Here is a 24,114-nt window from a genome sequence, read left to right as displayed (position 1 = left end):
TGGCTAATTTTGGGGAATATTATGGTATAATAAAACTATAATGCTTATATTGATGGGAGGTGTGTTCAATGCTTGCAATGTTATTATTGTTAATTGATTCAGAGGAAGATCAGCGGAAATTTGAAGAATTGTACCATCGATATAAACAGCTCATGTTTCATGTATCTAGAGACTATTTTCATACGGAATCTGCCGTAGAAGATGCTGTCCAGGAGGCTTTTATCCGCATTATCAAAAATTTTTCGAAAATAGGAGAAATAAATTGTCCCCAAACGAAACATTTTATCGTTATAGTAGTTAGAAGCACTTGTATTGATTTACTACGGACTGGGAAAGGAGAGGGGGTGGCAATTCCTTGGGAAGATGTTCCGGAGGTAGAAGCTCCGGAGAATCTCAGGCCGGGTGCAAAATTAGAAGAGAAAGAAGCGTATGGCCAGCTTGTGGATGTGCTTCGCTCTCTTCCACAGACCTACCGGGATGTGATGACCTTACGGCATTTACAAAAATTGCCGCTCAATCAAATTTCCAGCATTACGGGTTTTTCCGTTGATTATGTAAAGAAAATTTTACAGAGAGGAAAGAAAAAACTTGAGAAAGCGCTGGAGGAAATGGAGGGAATATGATCCATTTAAGCGACGAGCTTTTAGAGAGTGCTCTTGCAGAAATTAGACAAGAAGAGTTAAATAATTTGCCGTCGGATGAAGAACTTAAAAATAAATACAGCATTCCAAAACGATTTGATCGAAAAATCCTTCATTTAATCCGTGATGAACGCCGCTCACCATGGATGCGTAACCTGACGCACTATGCAAAGCGTGTGGCTGTGTTTTTCCTCGCTCTATTGATTGCTGCAGGTACCACGATTATGACGGTCAGCGCAGCACGAGAGTGGTTCTTTAAAGTGATATCGCAAGTGTTCCCAACACATACACAGATTGACTTTACCCCTGCTGAATCCCTACAGGAGGAAATACCCTTTGTGGCGCATGCTCCGGAGTATATACCAGATGGCTATACGATGGACGGGGAACCCTTTATTCGGGAGCCGAACCGCCTTGTGCGCATTGCGTACAGAAATGAGGACGGTGGATTGATTCGGTTCAACCAGATGTTTAAAGGTGGGACGAAAGTTGACACAGAAGATGCTTATACAGAGACGTTCCAGCTGAACGGACATGACGCCTTGTATATCCAAAAAGGGGAAACCCAGATGTTATATGGGTATCTTGATAATGCACTATTCTTTTTGTATGTCCGTGACCCTGATCTCACAAAGGATGATGTGCTTGCAATCGCACAGAGCATTGCACCCATAGATGGATAAGGGGTTGTTTCTGGGGCTACGTTTTCTTAAAAAATTCGATCTTTCTTCAGAAAACGTTCACATTCATACCGTATACTAAAGACAATCCAATAAGGGATATAAAATTGTTTGCAAGTTTCTTTTTCATAAATTCTTCCTCTAAAAAGCCGCCCTGTGTTTGCAGGGCGGCTTTTCCATGCGAAAAGGAAATTTTGAAAGTTACAAGTAGGGGGTTTGACACATTCTCACAAAAGCATTACACTGAACATATATAGCAAAATGGAAAGGGAGATACAGATGGGAAAAATTTGGTGTATATATTTTAGTCCGTCAGGAACGACCAAAGTGGTTATGGAGCGGATTGCCGCTAAGATGGACGGAGAAAAACATACATGGGATCTGCTGAGGGAGCCGGATGTAACACCCAAAACATTGCAACCGGAAGATGTGCTTCTGGTTGGTGTACCGGTATTTTCAGGGCGTATCCCCACCCCATGTATCCCTATGCTACAATCCCTAAAAGGGGCCCAGACGCCGGCGATCGCAGTTGCGGTTTATGGAAACCGTGATTATGACGACGCTTTATTGGAATTGAAGAATATGCTTGAGGAGCAGGCATTTTTGGTTATCGGTGCAGCAGCAGTGGTCGCGCAGCATTCGATCTTTACAAAGGTCGCTGCGGGGCGCCCGGATGCGGAGGATCTCGAAAAATTGGATCTATTTTCCGCGGAATGTATCGAGCGGTTACAGAGCGGCCGGATGAATTGGAAAGAATTACAGGTTAAGGGGAATAAACCCTACCGGGAGATCTCAAATGTTCCCATGAAGCCTTCCGCAGATACAACTTGTACGTCGTGTGGCCTTTGTGCACGGCTCTGCCCAGTTCATGCGATTGATCCGGCCAATCCAAGGAAGACCGATCAAACACGCTGCATCTCCTGTACGGCTTGTATTGCCGCCTGCCCACAGGGGGCCAGGCATTTTCCAAAACTTATGTTTGTTCCGGCGAGCGTGGCCTTTGAAAAAAAGTGTGCAATCCGTCGTGAACCAGAATGGTTCTTATAAGGAGAAGAGTTTATACGCCTAAGTCACCAGCCATAGGTTCCTTTGTGGGATGTTGGTTGCCTCTCCTATGAGAAAAAGTTACTGCATAAAAGCACGGAAGTCTTGAACCGAATCCGTGAAATCGGACAATAGACAAAACGCCCCCTGATGTAGGAAAATAGAAGTACTACATCAGGGGGTAATGTTATGGGGAGAAAATGGGAAAAGGGAAAATCTTCTTCCAGTTGTCCAGGATTGTAGGCGAAAGAAAAAGTTGGAAAAGAAATAGCGAAAGAATTGGGTTTGCAGAGTAAACAAGTAGGAAAAGATCTACTCTGCCATACACGGCGCGAGCAATGCGGGGGTGCTTATGGCTATCGCTGGATGTGGTTGTGGCGGAAACGTCAAAACATTTACAAAAATCCAAAGTGCTTTGTATCACGCAAAAAGTATAATCGGCTGTCCGGAATGCGGCGGCATAGGAAATGGGGTCAGATGGGCCAGCAATACATCCATACAAGAATCGATGAAGCGGCAGTTTTGGGCGGGAAAAGCCAACACCAAATTTTGCAACCATGAGCGCATTCAACTAAAAATTGGAGTGGCGCCGCTGCCGCTGCGCCACTCCGCTTAGAGCTTTATTTTCCTACACCAACTGGCTGGGCGCTTTTGGCTGTCCGTGTAGTTCAGAGCAGTTCTATCTCTTCCAAAGGCGCTTTTATACTTATTCTACTCTAGAAATCAGTTGGCAATATACGTAAACATTTTGGATCTTTTTGGCTTCATTCCCCTTATCGGTTCGGATAATAGGCTGCGTTTCCGAAGGAGTCACATAGAGCTTAAATACAATACCTTCCTGCCCTAGATGCATGTCCCGGATACGCTTATATTGGAAATCGCGTTTTTTAATACCAAGATAATCAAAAATAATTTCCTCGATATCCAAGTTTGAGAAGCATTTTAAAATGTCCTCCTGCGGATGCAACTCAATAATTGCTTTGGCCTCTTCGAATGTGACATCGGTACACTTGAAGGTTCCGTGATTTACAACGGTCATCATTGTGTTGTTATCCAGCAACAAGAGTGGGTTGGACGACATAACGCAACACTCCTTTTCCTATTCATGTCTGTTAAAAATAGTATACGTGTTTTTGAGGATATTGTCAATAAAAGTTGAAAAGATACCTTTATGAATTATATGGATAATTTATAATTATTTTTATGGCACAAACGTGTGCAAATGATGGTTCTCTATACATAACGATTCCCATCTTCCACATACTATAGAGATCAAAGAACCGGGAGGCGGGAAATTTGAAGAAGAAAACACTTTCCTCGAAATATGAAGATAACCGTCAGATTCTAAATGAGCGGCTCCGGCTATCCGAAAATTTTGATCTGATTGGAAGGGAAATTCGCGTGGCGGGAAGGAGAGCGGTCCTCTATTTTATTGATGGCTTTACCAAGGATGATATCATGGAAAAGCTAATGGAATATCTTATGGCCTTAAAATCGGAAGATCTGGAAGGGATCGATACTTCCCAAGAGTTCGCGAATGCATTCATCCCTTATGTGGAAGTAGATTGCGAAGAGTGCTGCGACAAAATTACAACAGGAATTTTGTCTGGGACTATTTGCCTGCTAGTACAGGGGTTTAATCAGGCGATGATGATCGACGCACGGACTTACCCGGCAAGAGGGGTGAGCGAGCCGGATGACGACCGTGTTCTGCGCGGTTCACGGGATGGGTTTGTAGAGACGTTGGTCAATAACACGGCGCTAATCCGCCGCCGAATCCGAGATCCAGATCTGACGATGGAGATCGTGCAGGTTGGGACCAAGTCCAAGACCGACATTGTGCTTTGCTATATGGCACACATGGTTGATTCAGGAATATTGGACACTGTGCGGAAAAAGTTGGAGCAGGTGCAAATTCATGCCTTGACTATGAATCAGGAAAGCCTGGCGGAATGCTTGGTCAAACCCAAATGGTACAATCCATTTCCAAAGGTGCGCTATTCGGAGCGGCCGGATGCAGCGGCGGCAAGCATTTTGGAAGGGAACATTGTCATTTTGGTGGACAATTCCCCATCTGCTATGGTCTTACCAACCTCCATTTTTGATTTTATACAAGATACAAACGATTACTATTTTCCTCCCCTCATCGGGACCTACTTACGTACGGTTCGCATAATTGTGTTCCTTTTGACGCTCATCCTCACCCCAACTTGGTATCTCTTAGAATGCAACCCGCAATGGATACCAGAGTGGTTGGGGTTTATCCGTATAGAAGAACCCAATGGGGTGCCGATTGTTGCGCAGTTGCTGCTTATTGAATTTATTATTGATGGCTTAAAATTGGCATCGTTAAATACGCCCAGTGTTTTGAGCAATTCATTCAGTGTGGTGGGAGCACTGGTATTAGGCGATTTTGCGGTACAAGCGAAGTGGTTTGTCCCAGAAGTGGTGCTTTTTATGGCATTTGTCTCGATTGCAAACTTTACGCAGCCAAGCTTTGAACTGGGATATGCCTTTAAACTATTTCGCGTTTTAATATTAATATTGACAGCCATATGGAATGTATGGGGATATATCGCGGGATTAGTGCTTATGTTTGTAGTGCTTATTTCTAGTAAGACAATTTCAGGGAGAGGCTATCTGTATCCAGTCATCCCCTTTAATGCGCAGGCCCTTTCCCGTCTATTGGTGCGCAGGAGAATCAGTAATCACAACACATAAAAGAATGAAAAAGCGCGGCCAAACGGTCGCGCTTAAAAGAAAGGAGGGCATGAAGTAAAATGAATAAAATCCTACTATATATAGAAACCTCTGGGAACATCCGAAAGAGTTGTCGCGCAATTTTTCGGATGTCGGAAGAGGAATTGCTGATGGTCTGTCGAGTCTATGGACCGGTATTCCGTCCGTCCATAGACTGTAACAGCTTTTTTCAATGTCTATAGTATACAAGTGGATTGTGTACGAGGTTTGAATGAAGTGCGAAACCTCCGTTAAGAATCATGGACGAACTTATGAATAAATCTTGCAATCCCTGGCAAAAGGCGTTTTGCCAAGCAAGAGATAAAAAAAGAAGCCGCTCCAGCAGCATTTTACTGGAACGGCTATGCCCGCAAAGAGAAAGGGCGCCCTTATTATAACAAATCCCCAGCAAAGACTGCAATGGAAATTTGTGGCTTCTGCTGGTAGTTTTTCTAAGCTACCAGCAAAATGGAGGTTCTTGCGGAGAGATGGGTCAGGAAGTGGCACCCAAACGTATGACGGTCAAAGTGCTGTCGCTGAAGATAAACCCTGCATCATCGACAAAAACTTGCAGCGTTTTGGGGGCAGATGTCACTTGGAATGATACGTGGAAAGATACGGTATCAACCTCACGGGAAGAAGAGAAGGTGTGGCTAGCAACGGCGCCAGGAACTGGTTGGCCACCCTGATAGAGATGAACGGAAACTGGCGCAGGTATAGAGATACCCGGAGCCGCCTTGATTGTTGAATGGAAGGCGGCTTGATAGATCCCAGGCTGATTGATTTGTACCTGAGAGGAACAAGGGGAATGGGAAATTGCCAAGCCGACAACCAAGGGCGTCTCTTGGAATATGAGTGCTTCCCCTTTGGTAGTGATCTGTTGGGTGCCATTCAACGCGGTAAGGACATCCGGTACATCATTTTTTCCAGACAAGCCCCGTGGGATGACAAAATCAAATACGGCATTTTCCGGCGTTCCAGAGTTGGTGACAGCGGCATTGCTGCCAGGCTCCCCAGAAGTAACACTTCCAACGGCAATAGTGGCAGCGGCTCCGGGTGCTCCAGTGGATCCAGATGGCCCTGTCGCTCCGGTAGCCCCTGTTGGCCCGCTCGGTCCAGTGGGGCCGGATGGCCCGGTAGCCCCTGTTGGCCCGGTCGGTCCAGTGGGGCCGGATGGCCCGGTAGCCCCTGTTGGCCCGGTCGGTCCAGTGGGGCCGGATGGCCCGGTAGCCCCTGTTGGCCCGGTCGGTCCAGTGGGGCCGGATGGCCCGGTAGCCCCTGTTGGCCCGGTCGGTCCAGTGGGGCCGGATGGCCCGGTAGCCCCTGTTGGCCCGGTCGGTCCAGTGGGGCCGGATGGCCCGGTAGCCCCTGTTGGCCCGGTCGGTCCAGTGGGGCCGGATGGCCCGGTAGCCCCTGTTGGCCCGGTCGGTCCAGTGGGGCCGGATGGCCCGGTAGCCCCTGTTGGCCCGGTCGGTCCAGTGGGGCCGGATGGCCCGGTAGCCCCCGTTGGCCCGCTCGGTCCAGTGGGGCCGGATGGCCCGGTAGCCCCCGTTGGCCCGCTCGATCCAGTAGGGCCGGATGGCCCGGTAGCCCCTGTTGGCCCGCTCGGTCCAGTAGGGCCGGATGGCCCGGTAGCCCCCGTTGGCCCGCTCGGTCCAGTAGGGCCGGATGGCCCGGTAGCCCCTGTTGGCCCGCTCGGTCCAGTAGGGCCGGATGGCCCGGTAGCCCCTGTTGGCCCAGTAGGTCCCGAAGGTCCAGTAGCCCCAGTTGGTCCGGTACTTCCAGTAGGCCCAGTTAAACCACGAGGCCCTTCAAGTCCCTGCACCCCCTGGATTCCCTGCGGCCCAGTGGGTCCAGTTGGACCGCGTTCTCCGGTCGGCCCGGTTGGGCCGGTGGCGCCAGTTGGGCCAGTAGGTCCTGGTATTGAGCAAGGGACGCAGCAGGGTGGAGGAGGACAACAAGGCGGTGGACAACAGGAGGGATTGCAGCATGCATGATGGAGCTCTTCGTTTGGATAAATTTTCATGCTCTTTACCTCCGAGCAAAGATTTGGAATATTCCAAATACATCTTATGCCGGGGAGCATGGAGTGGACACAAAAAACCGCGCCGGAAAACCTCCCGGCGCGGTTTTCAGATCAACTTAGATTTAAGAGCTGACCTTTGCTTTGGCTACCTGCTTATCAATATATTCCTGTAACGGACGTTCTTTCAGATTGATGGTCATCTTTGTCGAGTCAGATTTATGCAACGACATAATCACCGCAGTTCGATCGTCGGATTTGGTAGAGGTGATGTCGAAGGTACCGTCTGCATTGTCTGGCTTTACAAAGCAGACCGTGCAATAATAGTCATCCTTCAGATACTGTCCCGCGGTTGCTTCTGAAAGATCGTTGAGTTCCTTATTGGATAAATTCGTAGGATCTTTGGTCACAACGAACATGGCGCGATTCCCATAGATGCGCTTGTACACGCCATCTTGGAAAGTAAAGTTCTCGTCCGTTTGGGTGTATTTTTTCGAATTTGCACCTTGACCGGCATTGGTATTGTCAACCGTTGGTGTGGTCGACGAGGGATCGGTCGAAGTTGCATCCTCACCGGATTCATCGGTAGGGGTGGTAGGTTCCGCCTCAGAGGAAGAAGACTCTACTTCGGAGGAGGACTCCGATACCGAGGAAGACGACTCCATTTGAGAGGAAGAAGAACCTTCATCGGAGGTGGTACAAGCAAACAACGTACATGTAAGGGCTGCAATCATGATGACAGCAATCCATTTTTTCATCATATTCCTTCACTCCTTGAAAAAATTTTAACTCATGATAGCACGCGCTAAATAGCAAGTCAACTGGGGGTTATTGGTTCAATAGAGAAAATGGGACGCTCGTTTCTAAAAGGATGCCCGGTTTTCCTAGAAAAATTCGATAATTGTAAAAAAAGTGAAAACAAGTGAAATTGCGTATTATAGAACACATTTGTTTCTAATTAGAAATAAATGCGGAATCTTACAGGTTTCTTACGTTTGCCTTAAAAGACTTTAAAATCGCCCCGATCGTGCTTCTTTTTGTGGTATACTCCGTTTGTATTTGACAAAGTAGGTCAGATAGATAGGAGGAGTTTGAGATTCATGTGGAACTTAGAAAATCGTGCGGCTTTCCGTGCATGTGTCACAGACCTTTTAAACAACCCGGAAGTACAAAAGATGAGAGAGATCCGGCAGCATGTGCAGGATGCCAATTGTTTGCAGCATTGCCTGTTTGTAGCATATTTAAGTTTTTTGTTCTGCCGGAAATTTCATTTGGATGCTGCTTCGGCGGCGCGCGGCGGTTTGCTGCATGATCTATATTTGTATGATTGGAGGACACACGAGGGGCATCACATGACGATGCATCCGATCACTGCGCTGGTAAATGCCACGCATCTCTTTACCCTAAATGACAAGGAAAAGGATATTATCGTGAAACATATGTGGCCACTGACCCCTGCACTTCCCAAATACGCAGAAAGTTTTGTCGTCAGTACAGCGGACAAGCTGTGCGCATTGGCGGAAATTTTCCATATTTATCGTTGGCTGCGGGTAGGGGAACATTTGGATTTCCAGCCCAACAAACATGCCAAAGCGCTTTGACCGGCGATGAACAGTTCTTTTCAAAGGACATAACCGGAATGGCTGGTAGACGTGCGGGGAATGTGCTATAATCATCACAAAGTTTTGTTTTTTTGGAATCCCGTTTGGATGGTTTAGGAGCCCTTTGGGGTGAAGAAACCACGTGTGATGAATTTGGAGGACGGATCATGCAGGAGATTGAGAGAAAATTTCTAATCGAAGAATTTCCAGACTTGCCGCTGTTGGAAGAAGCGGAGGCCTTTCAGGGGTATTTATCTGTGGAGCCGGTTGTCCGAATCCGCAAAAAGGTCTCAAAAGAAAAGACCAGCTACGTGCTCTGCTTCAAGGGAAAGGGACGGCTTTGCCGGAAAGAAATTGAGCTGGATCTGCCAAAGGAGACGTTTGATGAGCTGGCAGAGCTTTTGGAAATTCCCATGATCCGCAAAGAGTACCGCGTCTATGCGCTGGGGGATGGACGCCGGTTGGAATGCAGCTGGGTGGATCGCGGAGAACCGACGGCCTTCCTCTATGCGGAAGTGGAATTTCCTTCGGTGGAAGAGGCGCTGGCGTTCCAGCCTCCGGAATGGCTGTCCAATGAGGTGACAGAGGACTCTTATTACAGCATGAGCCAGTATTGGATGCGAAAAAAGGCGTCCCTACTGGGAAAATAAAAGATTTTGTTAGTTGACGGGCACCGGCGAGACGGATGCCCGTTTGCTTTTGAATCTCTATGCACTGCCTGGGATTCTCTGCATATTTTGGAAGTATGAAAAATCCAGGGAGATCGCTTCGGACTTTCGAAGGGAGGAACATCCACATGGTTGATGGAAAATACAGCATCGTCATGCAAACACCCATGGGGCCGGTGAATGGAACGTTGACACTTAAGACCGACGGGGAGCGTCTCAGCGGCATACTGGAGGCGATGGGCGGCCGGCATCCGTTTACAGGCGGCACGGTGCGGGGGGATGAATGCACCTTTACCAGCGTGTTCCAAACGCCGTTGGGCAAAATACAGCTTTCCGTCAAAGGGTTGATCCAAGGGGATGCTTTCCGTGCGACTGCCCGTACACAGATGGGGGTTATCACGGCTCTGGGGAAGCGCGTGCATTCCGGCGGCCAAAGGAAGGGCTAAATTTTTAAATGTCCTAGGCAATGCCATTGTCAAGCAAACATGAGTTTGTTATAATAATAAAACTGATCGATGGAGTATTTGGCCAAGATGTGGCCCCCATGTTCGTGCATGGCGAAAAGACAAAGGAGGAAAAAACATGGAGAAAGCAAAGGTATATTTTACGGATTTCCGGGCCAGTTTAAACCAAAACCTTTTGCAAAAGTTGGAGAAACTGGTGGTAAAAGCTGGTATTGAACAGCTGGATTTTCAAAATAAATTTGCAGCGATTAAAATCCATTTTGGCGAGCCGGGCAACCTGGCCTATCTGCGTCCCAATTACGCAAAGGTGATCGTGGACCTGGTGAAGCGCAACGGTGGCCGTCCGTTCTTGACGGACTGCAATACGCTCTATGTGGGGCGCCGCAAGAATGCGCTGGATCACCTGGACGCCGCCTATGAGAACGGGTACAACCCCTTCGCGACCGGCTGCCATGTCATCATTGCAGACGGCCTGAAGGGTACGGATGAAGCGCTTGTACCGGTTCCGGACGGGAAATACGTGAAGGAAGCAAAGATCGGCCGTGCCATCATGGACGCCGATATTTTCATCACCTTGACGCATTTCAAGGGCCACGAGGCAACGGGCTTTGGCGGCACCTTTAAGAACATCGGCATGGGATGCGGTTCCCGCGCCGGTAAGATGGAAATGCACAGTAGCGGAAAGCCGTTTGTCGATCAGGAGCTCTGCGTCGGATGCGGCTCGTGCCAGAAAAACTGCGCGCATTCCGCGATTACGATCACGGACCGGAAGGCCAGCATTGACCACAACAAGTGCGTGGGCTGCGGACGCTGCATTGGCGCCTGCCCGATGGACGCCGTAAAATCGCCGGACGACGAGGCAAACGACATCCTCAATAAAAAGATTGTGGAGTATTCCGCCGCGATCCTCCGCGAGAAACCCAGTTTCCATATCAGCCTGATCTGCGATGTTTCGCCGTTCTGCGATTGCCATGCGGAGAACGATGTGCCGATCATTCCGGATGTTGGCATGCTGGCCTCTTTTGACCCGGTAGCCTTGGATATGGCCTGCGCGGATTTGTGCAACCAGCAGCCTGCGATGGCGGGAAGCGTCATCGACGGGAAGCCTGTACACGACCACTTCGATGCAACCCATCCGACGACCAATTGGCGCGTCACCATCGATTATGCAGAGGAGATGGGCCTTGGCACCCGCAATTATGAGCTGATCCGTATTTAACGCAAAGACAGAAAGGTACGCCCGGACATCGCTGAAAAGCCATGTCCGGGCGTATTTTTTGCATCCGGTGATTTTACGATTCCAATTTGTTATCCAGATAGGTGGCGAGCACCTCGAGGTCGGATACCGAATGGATATCCGCAGCCCGGCGGTTGAGCTCTTCCTTTACCTCCAGAGGGAGGGAATCGAAGTAGTTAGCCGCCGAGATATCCCCGTTGATGCCCTTGTTAAAGCCGCCATATCGGTTGTCCATGAAAACACCTCCGCAATGAAATTCGTATGCAGGGCATACGGATTCCCATCGTTCACCGGGATCAAACGCATATCATTCGATGCCGGTGGACTACTAGTATATGCAGAAGGGTTCCTGGGATCACAAGGGAACTGCTGGAAGTCAGCCCGCGTGTTCGGCGGGCGTCGGGTTCAACAAGGACAGCACGTCGTCGACCGTCCTTCCCGAACGCTGTATGGCGTCATAGAGCACGTTGATTTCCGCCTCACGCTTGGCGTTCAACAGTTCTTTCCGTTTTTCTTCCAATTCAATGATGGTTTTCTTCCAGCGGGTAATCTGGGCATCCACCTTCATAATTTCGGTATCAAAGTCGATCCCCCTGCGGGCACGGGCCATGAAAAACATCTCCTTCTTCGTTTTCCATAGTATGGCTTCGAAAAAGGAAATCTATGCAGGGAAATGGGTCAACTTTGCGTGTGACGGCCGAGCGCCATTTCGTAGCAGGAGACAAGCGCCTTTGCCTGGTTGAGGTCGGTCAGGCTGGCGGCGGTTTTGCTGACAAGCTTACGCATCAGGAGCTCCCCATCCGCGTCGAGCTGCGCAAGCTTTTTGACAATATCTCCCAGTTCGTCGGGCGTTTCATAGGAAAAGCCGTTGACACCGCTGATGATCAGGTCCGCGTTTGCGCTGGCTGGCCGCAAAATGACCGGCAAGCCGCTGGCAATGGCCTCGATCGGCGCGGCTTCCATGGTGATCGAATCCGAAGCGCTGACGAAAGCCTTGCACACGGAAAAACATAGACTCAAATCGTCCCGCGTCAGGCTGCCGGCAAAAAAGACCTTGTCGCCAATCCCCAAGACGCGCGCCCGCTCATGAAGCTCCGCAGCGTCCGGACCGCTGCCCACCAATATGAGCCGCAGATCGTCCCGGAGCGCGACAGCCTTGCTCCAAAAAGCGAGAAGGTCATCCACCCGGTTTTCCGCGCTGAGGCGCCCGGAAAAGACGAACCCCACTTTCCCGTCCGTCAGATGGAGCCGCGTGCGCATACTTTCCTTGGAAGGGTCGTCCAAGGGGCGGGGGCAAAACCGCTCCGTATCCACGCAATAGGGGATTGTATGGATTTGGCAGGGAAACAATGCTTGGACGGCTTTCGCGCATTTTTTGGAAGCGGTTGTAATGACATCCGAGCCGGATAGGATTTTTTTCATCAGTGTCTGTCCCTGGCGCTTGTTAAATAACACCGCGGGCCGGTTGGCGCCGTATCCCTCCAGGACGTCCTGCAGTTCGTGTATGGTGCACACGACCGGCAACTGGTGCTTTTGTGCATATTTGAGGCCAATACCGCCAATCTCTGTAAAAGTCTGAATATGAATCAAGTCCGGCGAAAATGCTTCGATCATCGGCATGAGGCCCGGCAGCTTTGAAACGCGAGCACTCTGGCCAAAGAGGCTGGCGCTCGGTTTCGCAGGGCAGCAAAGGATGCCGTCCTGCTCATAACAGTCGTCGGTTTCCGGGTCCGTTGTGACGATCAAGACCTCATGGCCCAGCTTGACCAACCCTTCTGCCAGTAGGGACACGTGGGTGGCCGAGGCGTTCGCCTGGGAGAGGTAGGCTTCTAAAAAAAGTGCTATTTTCATGTTTAACCATCCCTATATCGATTCTCTTTCCGATTTGGTTCGGAAAGACCGTTGAACGAAATGTACGTTCATTAAACAATATGACATCATTATAGCATATTCTCCGCCCTCTGGGATAGAAAATCCTCCATATTATTTTAGGGATTTCCCTTTAAACTTCTCCAGGATTGATATATAATAATAACAGAGATTTTTATGGATGGCGCCAGGCCATCGGACCGATGGCAGCTTCTGGGAGGAGGTTGTCGATTGGAAAAGAAAAGGAAAGCAGGTGTATCTATGATGCCAACCAGTCAATTTCGCGTATCCCTTTCCAAAGTGATGCAGGAACTTTCTCTGGATGTCATTAATATGTGCGGCGACCCGGATAAAATCATGATCTCCTCCATGGACGTCAACCGTCCTGGTTTGGAACTGAACCGGTTCTTTGATTACTACGATACAAGCCGAATTGTTATTTTCGGCAACGCGGAGACGGCGTTTTTGGCGTCGATGGACCCGGCGGAACGCGCCAAGGTCCTGGACGAGCTGTTTTCGCAGAAGCCGCCGGCGGCGATTATTGCGCGCGGCCTGGAGCCGGCCCCGGAGCTGCTGGAGGCGACCAAACGGAATGATGTGCCGTTGCTGAGCACGCAGGAAACCACGTCCAGCCTGGTGGCGGCGTTGGTGCAGTTCATGAATGTGGAGCTGGCGCCCCGCATCACGCGCCACGGCGTGCTGGTGGAGGTGTACGGCGAAGGAATTCTTCTGGTGGGCGACAGCGGCGTCGGCAAAAGTGAGACCGCGATCGAACTGATTAAACGCGGCCATCGTCTGATTGCGGACGACGCGGTGGAGATCCGCCGCGTTTCTGCGAAATCCCTGGTGGGTTCCGCGCCGAAGAATATCCGCCATTTTATTGAACTGCGCGGCATCGGGATCATCAATGCCCGCCGGATCTTTGGTATGGGCGCGGTCAAGGTGACGGAGAAGATCGATATTGTCATCAACCTGGAGATTTGGGACAATAAAAAAGTCTACGACCGCATGGGCATCGACAGCGAATATACGGAGATTTTAGGCATTAAGGTCCCGGTGCTGACCATCCCGGTCAAGCCCGGCCGTAACCTTGCGATCATCATAGAGGTGGCGGCTATGAACAACCGCCAGAAAAAGATGGGCTATAACGCTGCGACGGAGCTCTTGGCCAGCTTGGGCATGGACGTCTCCACGCTGCAAGAGGATGAAAAGAAGCTCGAATTGGATCTATAAGAGGGCTTGATGCCGGTGGCGCGCAGCGGTTTGGATGCCGTCCCAGCGAACGGTTTCCGAATACAGCGATCAAAGAATTTCTCATACGGAGGCGGTTCTATTGCGCAGGACCGCCCCGTACATTTTATTGCATATGGAGCAGAGAACAATGAACATTATTGCAGATACCCATTGCCATACCCTGGCGTCCACCCATGCATACTCCACGCTCAGCGAGATGGTGCATGCGGCGGCTGTAAAAGGGCTGTACGCCATTGCGATCACGGATCACGGCGTAGCGATGCCAGGCGCCCCGGGAAAGTGGTACTTTCAAAATTTGGTGGTTGTTCCGCATAAGCTGGAAGGGGTTCTGGTCCTGCGCGGCGAGGAATGCGACGTGGTGGACTATGATGGGAATACGGACCTTCAGGACAGCGATGTGGACAGCTTGGATTGGATCGTCGCCTCAATGCACGATCCCGCCATGCCCAAGGGGCCGCATTCGGTAGAAGCCATTACAAACGCGTGGCTGAATATTGCCAAGAATCCGCATATCCAGGTCATCGGGCACAGCGGTTCCGCACAATTTCCGTATGACTATGAGCGCGTTATCCCGGAGTTTGGGCACAACGGCAAGCTGGTGGAACTCAACGAAGCGACGTTCAGCAACCGCCGGAGTTCGGTGGAAAACTGTGTACAGATCATGCAGCTCTGCAAGAAGCATGCGGTGCCAATTGTCGTCAATACGGATTCGCATTTTTCCGCCCGTGTGGGCTGCTTTGAAAATTCTCTGCGCCTGCTGGAAGAATTGGATTTTCCGGAAGAGTTGGTGGTCAATTCCAGTGTCGAGCGCTTTAACGCCTATCTGAGAAAATATACCCAGGTGTATCAGGACCCGCTGTTGGAGCTGAACCTGCTTTGATACCATGTTTTGTGAGGGAGGAGCACGATGAACCAAATTGACATGCTTGGGAGAAAAGCCCTGGCCTTTGGGTGCAGTGTCGCCTATGAGGAGCCGATGAGCCGGCACACCACTTTTAAGATCGGCGGGCCCGCGGATCTCTTTGTCACAGCGCACAATGTGGCAATGCTGTCCGACTTCCTGCGGGAAGCGAAGGAAATGGATGTGCACGTCCTGATGATTGGAAATGGCTCCAACCTGCTGGTGAGCGACGAAGGAGTCCGCGGCGCTGTCGTATATTTGGACGATGCGTTTTGCGACATCCACCAGCGCGGCGAAACGGAGCTTGTATGCGGGGCGGGCGTTTCCCTGGCAGGCCTTTGTAATTTTGCAAAAAGCCGCGCACTCAGCGGGTTGGAATTTGCCTGGGGCATTCCAGGCATGGCCGGTGGTGCGGTTTATATGAATGCAGGCGCTTACAATTGCGATATGAGCAGCGTCGTGTCGTCGGTCAGCCATGTTGCGCCGGATGGGACGTTTGGCATTTTATCCGGGGAATCGCTGCAGTTCGGCTACCGGCACAGCGCCTACATGGAAAACGGCTGCACGATCGTTTCCATGACCTTGGAATTGCAGCGTGGGGATGCCGATCAGATTGCCCTTCTGATGGAGGAACATTACAACAGCCGAAAGGCGAAACAGCCTTTGAATAAACCCAGTGCCGGCAGTGTGTTCAAGCGGCCGGAGGGCCATTATGCGGGCGCATTGATCGAACAGTGTGGACTCAAAGGGCGCCGTGTGGGCGGCGCTGCCGTCAGCGAAAAGCACGCGGGTTTTATTGTGAATTTAGGGGACGCCACCTGCAAGGATGTTTTGGAATTGATTGCGATCATCCAGGAGACCGTGCGCAGGGAGACGGGGGTTTCCCTGGAATGCGAGGTGCGGCTGGTATCTTGACCGGGCCGAAGGCCGCCCAGCGGCATTTCGTGCCCCGGATGTTTAGCAGGAAAGGATGCGAGTTTTCATGGAATTTTTAATCGTCACAGGCCTATCAGGGGCGGGAAAGTCCCGGGCAGTGGATGCGTTGGAGGACATCGGCTTCTATTGCGTGGACAATATCCCACCAAAGCTGATTCCCACCTTTTACGATCTGTGTGCCAAAGCGGGGGACACCTTTTCCCGCGTCGCGGTTGTCACCGACATCCGCGGGGGCGATATGTTCAGCAGCCTGTTTGAGACGCTGGATGATTTAAAAAATGAGGACAAGCATTACCGCATCTTGTTCCTGGATGCAAACGATTATGTACTGATCAACCGCTTTAAAGAGACGCGCCGGAAGCATCCGCTGGCAGAGAACAACCTCGGCTCGCTGGAGCAGGCGGTCAAGCTGGAGCGCGAGATTTTGCGGCCGGTCCGGGAGAAGGCGGATTACATCATCGACACGTCGTTCCTCTCCCCGGCACAGTTGAAGGAGCGCATTTCCAACCTGTTTTTGGGCGATTCTTCGCAGGCGTTGATGGTCCACTGCGTGTCCTTTGGATTCAAGTATGGAATCCCTACCGAGGCAGACCTGGTCTTTGATGTGCGCTGCCTTCCCAATCCGTTCTATATCGAGGAACTCAAGCACCTCACTGGGCTGGACGAACCGGTGTACTCCTATGTGATGAAATGGGAGCAGACAAAGGGGGTTGTCCAGCGGTTAATCAGCCTGATTGACTATATGCTTCCGCTCTACTGCGACGAGGGGAAGAGCCAGCTGGTCATTGCCATTGGCTGTACGGGAGGGAAACACCGTTCGGTGGCGTTGGCGCAGCTGTTATACGACCATCTGTTGGAAAACGGGCACCGGACAAGCGTCAACCACCGGGACATCCAGAAATAATCCCAGCTGGCCTATAAAAAGCCCTGAGTGAAAAGGCGGTGAAATCGTGTCGTTCGCGGCAGATACCAAAAACGAAATGTGTAAATCGGTACCGCAGCGCTCCTGCTGCAGCAAGGCGGAGTGCTACGGTTTACTTTTGTTTGGCAGAAGCTTTTCGCGCGCTTCGGTCTGCATGGTGACGGAAAATGCCGCCGTTGCTCATCGGGTGGCACAGCTTGCAGCGCAGGTGGCGGGTGTCATTGTGGACTTGCGGAGCTCCATCTCCCGCAGGAAGGAAAACCGGAATACCTTTTCCGTTACGGTGGAGGGGGACGATCAAAGGAACCACCTGCTGCATGCCTTTGGCCATGAAGCGGGGGAGATCAACCTGCGCATCCACCGGAAAAACATCGTCTGCCCGGAGTGCTTGGCGTCTTTTCTGCGCGGAGCCTTTTTGTGCTGCGGGACTGTGACGGACCCAAACAAGGAATACCATTTAGAGTTTGTCGTCCCATATAGCAATCTGGCAAAGGACCTCTTGGTGGCCCTACAGATGTGCGGTGTGGAGCGCTTGCAGCCCGGGCTGACCAACCGCAAAGGCTCGTTTGTGGTTTATAGTAAGGGGATGGAACAGGTGACGGACCTGCTGACCTATTTGGGCGCTCCTGCGGCCGCCATGGAATTGATGCAGGTAAAAATGCTGAAAGAGGTCCGCAACCAGATCAACCGCCGGACCAATTTCGAGACGGCGAACCTGGATAAAACCGCGTCGGCTGCCGCGCGGCAGGTGCTGGCCATCCAAAAGATTGCGGAATCCACCGGATTGGGCGAATTGCCGGAGGAGCTGCGGGAGTTGGCGGAGCTGCGTTTGCAGAATCCAGAGATGTCGCTGCGCGAGCTGGGGGAGTCGCTTTCGCCGCCGCTGAGCAGGTCCGGCGTCAATCACCGTTTACAGCGCATTGTGGACTTGGCGGAAACCCTACCGGAGCGGTGAGGCATCCCTTTAAATAAATGGGAAAGGAGGAATTCTCATGTTTGCACATCTGCATTTGCATACAGAATACAGCCTTCTGGACGGCGCATGCCGGATTAAGCGCCTGTTGGATACGGCGGCGGAGCGGGGCGACCGGGCGGTTGCGATTACGGATCACGGCGTGATGTATGGCGCCGTGGACTTTTATAAGGCGGCCAAAACGCGCGGGATCAACCCGATCATCGGCTGTGAAGTATATGTTGCCCAGCGTTCCCGGTTCGACAAGACGCGCGAACTTGATTCGGAACACCGCCATCTGGTCCTGCTCTGCGAGAACAACACCGGCTATCAAAATTTGGCGGCGATGGTCTCCAAGAGCTGGATTGAGGGATTCTACAGCAAGCCGCGCGTCGATTTTGAGCTCTTGGAGCAATATCATGAGGGGTTGATTGCCCTGTCTGCATGCCTGGCAGGGGAGGTCCCCCGGGCGCTGGTGGCCAACGATTATGACCGCGCAAAAGAGGCAGCCTTGCGCTATCGAAAGATCTTTGGGGACGGCAACTTCTTTCTGGAGTTGCAAGATCACGGGATTCGGGAGCAGAAGCTGATCAATCCGGCGTTGATCCGCCTGTCCAAGGATACGGGCATTCCATTGGTTGTGACAAACGATTGCCATTATATCCGGCGTGAGGATAGCAAGATGCACCATATCCTACTGTGCATCCAGACGAACCACACGATCGAAGACAAGGACGGCATGGAATTCGCCTCGGATGAGTTTTACTACAAGTCGGAGGAGGAGATGCGCGCCCTGTTCCCCGGCCATCCGGAGGCCGCGGACAACACCTGGAAAATTGCAGAGCGCTGCCATGTGGAATTTGAGTTCGGCAAGACAAAACTCCCGCATTTTGATACGCCCAATGGGCAGGAGAACACCGCCTATTTCCGGGACAAATGTTATGAAGGGCTTCATAAATACTACGGGGAGCATCCGGAGCAGTCGATTATCGACCGGCTGGAATATGAGCTCGCCACCATCGAAAAGATGGGATATGTCAACTATTATCTGATCGTATACGATTTTGTCCGCTATGCGAAGAGCGTCGGCATTCCGGTGGGGCCTGGGCGTGGTTCCGGCGCGGGAAGCTTGGCGGCCTATTGCATCGGCATCACGGGTGTCGATCCCATACGGTACAACCTGCTGTTCGAGCGGTTCCTGAACCCGGAACGGGTCAGCATGCCCGATTTCGACATCGACTTCAGCGACGAACGCCGCCAGGAGATGATCGACTACGTCGTGCGCAAATACGGCAGTGACCACGTGGCGCAGATCGTTACCTTTGGCACCATGGCGGCGCGCGGCTCCATCCGCGACGTTGGGCGCGCGATGGCGATCCCCTACGCCACGGTGGACGGCATTGCAAAGCTGGTGCCCATGGAGTTGAATATCACGCTGGAAAAGGCGCTGAAGGCCTCGCAGGAGCTGCGGCAGCGGTACGACACCGACCCCCAGGTGCATGAGTTGATCGACATGGCCCGTCAGCTGGAGGGGATGCCGCGCAACGCCTCCACCCATGCAGCGGGCGTTGTGATTACAGACCGGCCGGTGAGCGAGTATGTCCCGCTCGCAAAGAACAATGATTCCATCGTTACGCAGTACACCATGACCACCTTGGAAGAGCTCGGCCTTTTGAAAATGGACTTTTTGGGACTGCGTAATCTCTCTGTGATCCACGACGCGCAGGAGATGATCCGCACCAAAGTCCCGGATTTTCAGATTGAAAATATCGCATTGGACGACCCGAAGGTCTTCGACATGCTGTCCACTGGCTCCACGGACGGGGTATTCCAGTTTGAATCCGGCGGGATGCGCAGCGTGATTATGCAGCTCAGGCCGGAGCGTTTGGAGGACTTGATCGCGGTGATTTCGCTGTACCGCCCTGGGCCGATGGACTCTATCCCGCGGTATATCGAGTGCCGCCATCGCCCGGAGAAGGTGCAGTTCCGCCACCCGCTGCTGCGGGATATTTTGGACGTCACCTATGGATGCATCGTCTATCAGGAGCAGGTGATGCAGATTTTCCGGAGCCTGGCGGGATATTCGCTCGGCCGCGCCGATATTGTCCGCCGCGCCATGAGCAAGAAAAAGGCGGACGTCATGGAAAAAGAGCGGCAGATCTTTATCTATGGGCTGGTAAATGAAGACGGCACCGTGGAGGTGGACGGCTGTATCCGCCGCGGCGTAGACGAGGAGACCGCCAAGGCGATCTTCGGCGAGATGGAGAGCTTTGCCTCCTATGCGTTTAATAAATCGCATGCCACGGCCTATGCGCTCTTGGCTTATCAGACCGCATGGCTGAAGTGCTATTATCCGCAGGAATACATGGCTGCACTGCTCACCAGCGTTTTGGATATGACCAACAAGCTGTCCGCCTATATTGCTGAGTGTATCCGCCTGGGCATCCACGTGTTGCCGCCCCATGTGAATCTCAGCCGGAATGGGTTTACCGTCGACGGGAAGGACATCCGCTTTGGACTGCTGGCCATCCGGAATTTGGGTAAGGGCTTTATCAGCGGCTTGTTGCAGGAGCGCGACCAAGGCGGTCCGTTCACCTCGTTTTATAATTTTTGCAAGCGGATGTATGGAAAAGACCTGAACCGCCGTGCGCTGGAAAGCCTGGTGAAATGCGGCGCATTGGACAATCTGGGCTATAACCGGCGGCAAATGCTGGAGAACGTCGCTTCCGTCCTCGAATCCCTGGAAGCGGATAAGCGCCGCAATGTGGATGGGCAGCTCGGCTTTTTCGATAGCCTGACGCCGCGCGCCGCGGAGGAAGAATTCGTGATTGGGCCCATGGCGGATCTGAGCATGGCGGACAAGCTGGCAATGGAAAAAGAGGTGACCGGCATGTATCTCTCCGGCCATCCCATGGCGGAATACTTGCCGGCGTATGGACAACTGCATGCGGCAAAGACTGGGGAACTCCTGGATGAAGATACAGGCCGCTATCACGACGGCGACCATGTGACACTGCTGGGCATTCTCACAAAGGTGCGCTTAAAGGTGACCAAAAACAACAGCACCATGGCGTTTGTCACCGTGGAGGACATGTTCGGCTCGATCGAAGCGCTGGTATTTCCCAATACGCTGACGCAGTATGCGGCGCTGATCACGGAGGGAAGCGTTGTGCAGATGCGCGGGCGGGTGAGCATGCGCGAGGATGAGGAGACAAAGCTCGTATGCGAGCAGGTGCTTCCCGCGCCGGACAAGGGTCGCATAGGGGATCATCCGTCCCCGAAGAAGTCCAAACGCCCGGGGTTGTATTTGAAGGTTCCCAGTAAGGAAAGCCCGCTGTATGAGAAGGCCAAAAAATATATTCTCGTATTTGACGGCCCCACACCCCTATACGTCTATTTTGAAGATACCAAAAAGCTGATGCTGGCCCCGACCTCGATGCGCGTGGATGTAAATGACGTGCTTTTGCGGGAGCTTTGTAAGGTTTTGGGCAAGGCAAATGTTGCTTTTGTGAAGGAATGAGTGAATTTTCCATATAGCGGATTCATTTATCCATATTTATGTCTTGATTAGTTCTTACAAAATACGCTATAATAGGGATAATTAGACAAAGAATCCTGTTTCAGCGTCAAATGGACGCGGCATTCTGAAATCAGTAGATTTTCTTTTAGGAGGATACGGTTATGAGTATGAAAAAAATTGGCGTGTTGACGAGCGGCGGTGACGCACCGGGCATGAATGCAGCAGTGCGTGCGGTAGCGCGTACTGCGTTGACTTCCGGTATGGAGGTTCTGGGCATCCGCAGAGGTTATCAGGGCCTGCTGAGCGGCGATGTATTCGAAATGGATCTCCGCAGCGTGTCGGATATCATCCACCACGGCGGCACGATGCTGTATACAGCTCGCAGCAAGGAATACAATACGCCGGAAGGCGTCCAGAAGGCGGCAGATATGTGCCGGAAGCTGGGCATTGAAGGGGTTGTAGTCATCGGCGGCGACGGTTCCTTCCGCGGCGCGCGTGACCTGACGGGCGCGGGCATCCCCTGTGTCTGCATCCCGGGCACGATTGACAACGACGTTGCCAGCAGCGAATACACCGTCGGCTTTGACACGGCTATGAACACGGCTGTGGATATGGTGGACCGTCTGCGCGACACGACCGAGTCCCACGACCGCTGCAGCGTTGTGGAGGTTATGGGCCGCCGTTGCGGAGACCTGGCTCTGCTGGTGGGCATTGCCGTGGGGGCAACCGTGATCCTGGTGCCAGAGGTTCCGTTTGACTTCCAGAAGGATATCATCGACCGTATGCAGTTTACCCAGAAGACCGGCAAGAAGCACTTTATCATTGTTGTTGCCGAGGGCGTCGGCGGTGTGACCGAGTTGGCTCATAAGATCGAGGAGAGCACTGGTATTGAGACCCGTGCAACTGTGCTCGGCCATGTGCAGCGCGGTGGTTCCCCGACGTTGCGCGACCGTGTGGTGGCCAGCGAAATGGGGTATAAGGCGGTAAAGCTGCTGGAGAGCGGCCGTAGCAACCGCGTCATTGTTGTTCGTGAGGGCAAAGTGGTGGATCTCGACATCACAGAGGCGTTGGCGATGAAGCGTCCCTTTAACAAGGAACTCTATGATATTGCGCTGAAGATTTCCATCTAAAGCAGCCTACATAGGAATGTACTGGGCGGGCGAAAACGGCTTTCGGATTCGCCCGCCTACTCTTTCCTTTATCTGGCTGAAATTTTTTAAAAAAGTTTGCGAAAAACTATTGACAGTTTGTGTAGAAAATGCTAGAATTAATCTCGCGCTTGAGGGTACCGCAAAGAAATAGGGGTATAGCTCAGTTGGTAGAGCAGCGGTCTCCAAAACCGCGTGCCGAGGGTTCAAGTCCTTCTGCCCCTGCCATACGGCTCGGTAGTTCAGCTGGTTAGAACGCTAGCCTGTCACGCTAGAGGTCGACGGTTCGATCCCGTTCCGAGTCGCCACTTTGCTGCTATGGCTCAGTCGGTAGAGCACATCCTTGGTAAGGATGAGGTCACCAGTTCGATTCTGGTTAGCAGCTCCACAAAAAATCCAGGAACCATTTTAGAATCCTGGATTTTTTGCTATTTATATTAAAAAATTGGAGATAGGGGGACAGGCAGATGGCGAGTGCAATTTTTGTCGGCAATGGTTTGAACCGTTGTTATCCGGTCTTACATTCCTGGGGCGGTATGTTGGACAGCCTGGCGGAACGGCTAGGGGTGACAGGGAAAAGCAACGCCTCCTTTTCCATGGAATTCGAGCGCATCGCGAATGCTGCGTTAAAATCCCGCTGCTTTACGGGGGATAGGGCATTTTGGCAAATGAAATCCGATATTGTGGGGCCCATGCTGGATCCCCAGAAAAAGCCGCAGCTGCTTCAGAAGCGCTTGATGGATTTGCCGGTCCAGGAGCTCCTGACGACCAATTACGACTATATGCTGGAATATGCGGCGGACCCTCATTTTTTCGAACATGGGGTAAAGTCCGGGAGTGCGGAAATCCGGTATAGCCTTTTCCGCAAGCAGGCCGCCGGCGGGAAGACCATCCGCCACATCCATGGGGAGGCAAAGGCTCCCTCGTCCGTCTGCCTGGGGTTTGAACATTATGCAGGCGCCTTGGAAAAGCTGCGCAGCCTGTTGCTTGCGCATGAAAAGGGTGCTAGGGATGTGGTGTTGTTCAATCTTCTGCGGGGAAACCGGGAAAGCACCGGCAGCTTTGCAGAGCTCTTTTTTACCCATGACCTATTTTTTGTGGGGTATGGCCTGGATCGGGTGGAGATGGACGTTTGGTGGCTGTTGACCTACCGGGCTTTTTTGATGAATGCCAATTACCGTGGAATGGCTCCTTTTGTAAAAAATCGGATTGTGTTCTATCGGGTGGGAACGGAGACGGAAAGCTTTTTACAATTATGTTCCCTGTTGGACAGTCTGAATGTAGAAGTCGTTTGCATGGAACCGCCGGAAGGAAATTACGAAGCAGGCTATTTACAGATATTAGAAGAGATTCAAGGGCAGCTGTGAAGCTGCCTTTTTTCGAAACCGATCCGGCGAGGGGATGAAGCTGGACCTCCTTGGATGGAAATGGAAAATTTCGCAAAAGTCAAGATTAAATTGTAAAAAACCTGAAAAAACTTTTTAGACCAGGGCGGCCAGGGCTTCGGCGAAGACG

At 51.9% G+C, this 24,114-nt stretch carries 23 protein-coding genes and 3 tRNA genes; 20 read left to right on the top strand and 6 right to left on the bottom strand.

Annotated elements, in window-relative coordinates:
• The first annotated feature begins 68 nt into the window (after window positions 1-68).
• From I2G69_RS09985 to I2G69_RS09970, 4 genes are all read left to right on the top strand, one after another.
• Window positions 69-623 carry an RNA polymerase sigma factor gene (locus tag I2G69_RS09985; protein ID WP_087229059.1) on the top strand — a complete coding sequence of 185 codons (555 nt, stop codon included), beginning with the start codon at window positions 69-71 and terminating at the stop codon, window positions 621-623.
• Window positions 620-1,324, top strand: a complete 705-nt coding sequence (locus I2G69_RS09980; RefSeq protein ID WP_191362462.1) for a DUF4367 domain-containing protein — start codon at window positions 620-622, stop codon at window positions 1,322-1,324. Before I2G69_RS09985 ends, I2G69_RS09980 begins: the two co-directional genes overlap by 4 nt.
• 258 nt (window positions 1,325-1,582) lie before the next feature.
• On the top strand, window positions 1,583-2,368 hold the full coding sequence (locus tag I2G69_RS09975; protein ID WP_330610163.1) for an EFR1 family ferrodoxin: 786 nt from the start codon (window positions 1,583-1,585) through the stop codon (window positions 2,366-2,368).
• A gap of 349 nt (window positions 2,369-2,717) precedes the next feature.
• Entirely contained in the window at window positions 2,718-2,981 is a 264-nt protein-coding gene (locus I2G69_RS09970) for a hypothetical protein (protein ID WP_140400296.1), read from the top strand.
• A gap of 90 nt (window positions 2,982-3,071) precedes the next feature.
• Here the strand turns inward: I2G69_RS09970 and I2G69_RS09965 are convergent, their stop codons facing one another.
• Window positions 3,072-3,446, bottom strand: coding sequence for a hypothetical protein (locus tag I2G69_RS09965; RefSeq protein ID WP_087229051.1), 375 nt, complete (start codon window positions 3,444-3,446; stop codon window positions 3,072-3,074).
• 215 nt (window positions 3,447-3,661) lie between these two features.
• Between I2G69_RS09965 and I2G69_RS09960 the strand changes: the two genes are divergently transcribed.
• Window positions 3,662-5,086, top strand: coding sequence for a spore germination protein (locus I2G69_RS09960; RefSeq protein WP_195560726.1), 1,425 nt, complete (start codon window positions 3,662-3,664; stop codon window positions 5,084-5,086).
• A 511-nt stretch (window positions 5,087-5,597) separates the two neighbouring features.
• On the opposite strand, the gene I2G69_RS09955 is transcribed toward I2G69_RS09960, so the two are convergent.
• Entirely contained in the window at window positions 5,598-7,028 is a 1,431-nt protein-coding gene (locus I2G69_RS09955; protein ID WP_442858894.1) for a collagen-like protein, read from the bottom strand.
• Window positions 7,029-7,252: 224 nt separating this feature from the next.
• Window positions 7,253-7,888 carry a hypothetical protein gene (locus tag I2G69_RS09950; protein ID WP_191405145.1) on the bottom strand — a complete coding sequence of 212 codons (636 nt, stop codon included), beginning with the start codon at window positions 7,886-7,888 and terminating at the stop codon, window positions 7,253-7,255.
• A 339-nt stretch (window positions 7,889-8,227) separates the two neighbouring features.
• Here I2G69_RS09950 and I2G69_RS09945 point away from each other — a divergent pair, with 339 nt between their 5' ends.
• The 4 genes from I2G69_RS09945 (at window position 8,228) to I2G69_RS09930 (ending at window position 11,079) form a co-directional block, all read left to right on the top strand.
• On the top strand, window positions 8,228-8,728 hold the full coding sequence (locus tag I2G69_RS09945; RefSeq protein ID WP_191395552.1) for an HD family phosphohydrolase: 501 nt from the start codon (window positions 8,228-8,230) through the stop codon (window positions 8,726-8,728).
• A gap of 167 nt (window positions 8,729-8,895) precedes the next feature.
• A complete protein-coding gene (locus I2G69_RS09940; RefSeq protein ID WP_191362400.1) occupies window positions 8,896-9,378 on the top strand; it encodes a hypothetical protein in 483 nt (160 codons plus the stop codon).
• Between the two features lie 146 nt (window positions 9,379-9,524).
• Entirely contained in the window at window positions 9,525-9,842 is a 318-nt protein-coding gene (locus tag I2G69_RS09935; RefSeq protein ID WP_087229039.1) for a hypothetical protein, read from the top strand.
• A 136-nt stretch (window positions 9,843-9,978) separates the two neighbouring features.
• A complete protein-coding gene (locus I2G69_RS09930) occupies window positions 9,979-11,079 on the top strand; it encodes a DUF362 domain-containing protein (RefSeq protein ID WP_191520985.1) in 1,101 nt (366 codons plus the stop codon).
• Window positions 11,080-11,152: 73 nt separating this feature from the next.
• On the opposite strand, the gene I2G69_RS09925 is transcribed toward I2G69_RS09930, so the two are convergent.
• The 3 genes from I2G69_RS09925 to I2G69_RS09915 form a co-directional block, all read right to left on the bottom strand.
• A complete protein-coding gene (locus I2G69_RS09925; RefSeq protein ID WP_087229033.1) occupies window positions 11,153-11,332 on the bottom strand; it encodes a hypothetical protein in 180 nt (59 codons plus the stop codon).
• Between the two features lie 141 nt (window positions 11,333-11,473).
• Window positions 11,474-11,707 carry a hypothetical protein gene (locus I2G69_RS09920; RefSeq protein WP_195560724.1) on the bottom strand — a complete coding sequence of 78 codons (234 nt, stop codon included), beginning with the start codon at window positions 11,705-11,707 and terminating at the stop codon, window positions 11,474-11,476.
• 68 nt (window positions 11,708-11,775) lie between these two features.
• Window positions 11,776-12,948, bottom strand: coding sequence for a glycosyltransferase (locus tag I2G69_RS09915; protein ID WP_195560723.1), 1,173 nt, complete (start codon window positions 12,946-12,948; stop codon window positions 11,776-11,778).
• A gap of 279 nt (window positions 12,949-13,227) precedes the next feature.
• On the opposite strand from I2G69_RS09915, the gene hprK reads away from it, so the two are divergent.
• From hprK to I2G69_RS09860, 11 genes are all read left to right on the top strand, one after another.
• A complete protein-coding gene (hprK, locus tag I2G69_RS09910; protein WP_442858893.1) occupies window positions 13,228-14,199 on the top strand; it encodes an HPr(Ser) kinase/phosphatase in 972 nt (323 codons plus the stop codon).
• Window positions 14,200-14,347: 148 nt separating this feature from the next.
• The gene (locus I2G69_RS09905; RefSeq protein ID WP_191395548.1) at window positions 14,348-15,100 is read left to right on the top strand and encodes a phosphatase; all 753 of its coding nucleotides are present in this window, start codon (window positions 14,348-14,350) and stop codon (window positions 15,098-15,100) included.
• A gap of 27 nt (window positions 15,101-15,127) precedes the next feature.
• The gene (gene murB, locus I2G69_RS09900; protein WP_195560722.1) at window positions 15,128-16,036 is read left to right on the top strand and encodes a UDP-N-acetylmuramate dehydrogenase; all 909 of its coding nucleotides are present in this window, start codon (window positions 15,128-15,130) and stop codon (window positions 16,034-16,036) included.
• A gap of 67 nt (window positions 16,037-16,103) precedes the next feature.
• Window positions 16,104-16,961, top strand: a complete 858-nt coding sequence (gene rapZ, locus I2G69_RS09895; RefSeq protein ID WP_087229019.1) for an RNase adapter RapZ — start codon at window positions 16,104-16,106, stop codon at window positions 16,959-16,961.
• A gap of 46 nt (window positions 16,962-17,007) precedes the next feature.
• Window positions 17,008-17,934: a DNA-binding protein WhiA gene (gene whiA, locus I2G69_RS09890; RefSeq protein WP_191395546.1), complete on the top strand. Its 927-nt coding sequence runs from the start codon at window positions 17,008-17,010 to the stop codon at window positions 17,932-17,934.
• Window positions 17,935-17,971: 37 nt separating this feature from the next.
• Window positions 17,972-21,451, top strand: coding sequence for a DNA polymerase III subunit alpha (locus I2G69_RS09885; RefSeq protein WP_195560721.1), 3,480 nt, complete (start codon window positions 17,972-17,974; stop codon window positions 21,449-21,451).
• A 161-nt stretch (window positions 21,452-21,612) separates the two neighbouring features.
• Window positions 21,613-22,581 (top strand): 6-phosphofructokinase, encoded by a 969-nt coding sequence (pfkA, locus tag I2G69_RS09880; RefSeq protein ID WP_087229010.1) that lies wholly within the window; start codon window positions 21,613-21,615, stop codon window positions 22,579-22,581.
• Window positions 22,582-22,751: 170 nt separating this feature from the next.
• Window positions 22,752-22,827: transfer RNA gene (locus tag I2G69_RS09875), tRNA-Trp, on the top strand.
• 3 nt (window positions 22,828-22,830) lie between these two features.
• Window positions 22,831-22,907: transfer RNA gene (locus I2G69_RS09870), tRNA-Asp, on the top strand.
• Window positions 22,908-22,911: 4 nt separating this feature from the next.
• A tRNA-Thr gene (locus I2G69_RS09865) sits at window positions 22,912-22,987 on the top strand.
• A 79-nt stretch (window positions 22,988-23,066) separates the two neighbouring features.
• Window positions 23,067-23,966, top strand: a complete 900-nt coding sequence (locus I2G69_RS09860; RefSeq protein ID WP_191362391.1) for an SIR2 family protein — start codon at window positions 23,067-23,069, stop codon at window positions 23,964-23,966.
• The last annotated feature ends 148 nt before the right edge of the window (window positions 23,967-24,114 follow it).

Source organism: Anaeromassilibacillus sp. D41t1_190614_C2, from assembly GCF_015558525.1.
Lineage (GTDB): Bacteria > Bacillota > Clostridia > Oscillospirales > Acutalibacteraceae > Anaeromassilibacillus > Anaeromassilibacillus stercoravium.
This window is presented reverse-complemented; position numbering and strand designations above follow the sequence as displayed.

What these genes read in the sequence shown, in the direction of transcription:
- I2G69_RS09985 (WP_087229059.1), top strand. Translation starts at nt 69, where the DNA reads ATGCTTGCAATGTTATTATTGTTAATTGATTCAGAGGAAGATCAGCGG.
- I2G69_RS09980 (WP_191362462.1), top strand. Translation starts at nt 620, where the DNA reads ATGATCCATTTAAGCGACGAGCTTTTAGAGAGTGCTCTTGCAGAAATT.
- I2G69_RS09975 (WP_330610163.1), top strand. Translation starts at nt 1,583, where the DNA reads ATGGAAAGGGAGATACAGATGGGAAAAATTTGGTGTATATATTTTAGT.
- I2G69_RS09970 (WP_140400296.1), top strand. Translation starts at nt 2,718, where the DNA reads ATGGCTATCGCTGGATGTGGTTGTGGCGGAAACGTCAAAACATTTACA.
- I2G69_RS09965 (WP_087229051.1), bottom strand. Translation starts at nt 3,446, where the DNA reads ATGTCGTCCAACCCACTCTTGTTGCTGGATAACAACACAATGATGACC.
- I2G69_RS09950 (WP_191405145.1), bottom strand. Translation starts at nt 7,888, where the DNA reads ATGATGAAAAAATGGATTGCTGTCATCATGATTGCAGCCCTTACATGT.
- I2G69_RS09945 (WP_191395552.1), top strand. Translation starts at nt 8,228, where the DNA reads ATGTGGAACTTAGAAAATCGTGCGGCTTTCCGTGCATGTGTCACAGAC.
- I2G69_RS09940 (WP_191362400.1), top strand. Translation starts at nt 8,896, where the DNA reads ATGCAGGAGATTGAGAGAAAATTTCTAATCGAAGAATTTCCAGACTTG.
- I2G69_RS09935 (WP_087229039.1), top strand. Translation starts at nt 9,525, where the DNA reads ATGGTTGATGGAAAATACAGCATCGTCATGCAAACACCCATGGGGCCG.
- I2G69_RS09930 (WP_191520985.1), top strand. Translation starts at nt 9,979, where the DNA reads ATGGAGAAAGCAAAGGTATATTTTACGGATTTCCGGGCCAGTTTAAAC.
- I2G69_RS09925 (WP_087229033.1), bottom strand. Translation starts at nt 11,332, where the DNA reads ATGGACAACCGATATGGCGGCTTTAACAAGGGCATCAACGGGGATATC.
- I2G69_RS09920 (WP_195560724.1), bottom strand. Translation starts at nt 11,707, where the DNA reads ATGGCCCGTGCCCGCAGGGGGATCGACTTTGATACCGAAATTATGAAG.
- I2G69_RS09915 (WP_195560723.1), bottom strand. Translation starts at nt 12,948, where the DNA reads ATGAAAATAGCACTTTTTTTAGAAGCCTACCTCTCCCAGGCGAACGCC.
- hprK (WP_442858893.1), top strand. Translation starts at nt 13,228, where the DNA reads ATGATGCCAACCAGTCAATTTCGCGTATCCCTTTCCAAAGTGATGCAG.
- I2G69_RS09905 (WP_191395548.1), top strand. Translation starts at nt 14,348, where the DNA reads ATGAACATTATTGCAGATACCCATTGCCATACCCTGGCGTCCACCCAT.
- murB (WP_195560722.1), top strand. Translation starts at nt 15,128, where the DNA reads ATGAACCAAATTGACATGCTTGGGAGAAAAGCCCTGGCCTTTGGGTGC.
- rapZ (WP_087229019.1), top strand. Translation starts at nt 16,104, where the DNA reads ATGGAATTTTTAATCGTCACAGGCCTATCAGGGGCGGGAAAGTCCCGG.
- I2G69_RS09885 (WP_195560721.1), top strand. Translation starts at nt 17,972, where the DNA reads ATGTTTGCACATCTGCATTTGCATACAGAATACAGCCTTCTGGACGGC.
- pfkA (WP_087229010.1), top strand. Translation starts at nt 21,613, where the DNA reads ATGAGTATGAAAAAAATTGGCGTGTTGACGAGCGGCGGTGACGCACCG.
- I2G69_RS09860 (WP_191362391.1), top strand. Translation starts at nt 23,067, where the DNA reads ATGGCGAGTGCAATTTTTGTCGGCAATGGTTTGAACCGTTGTTATCCG.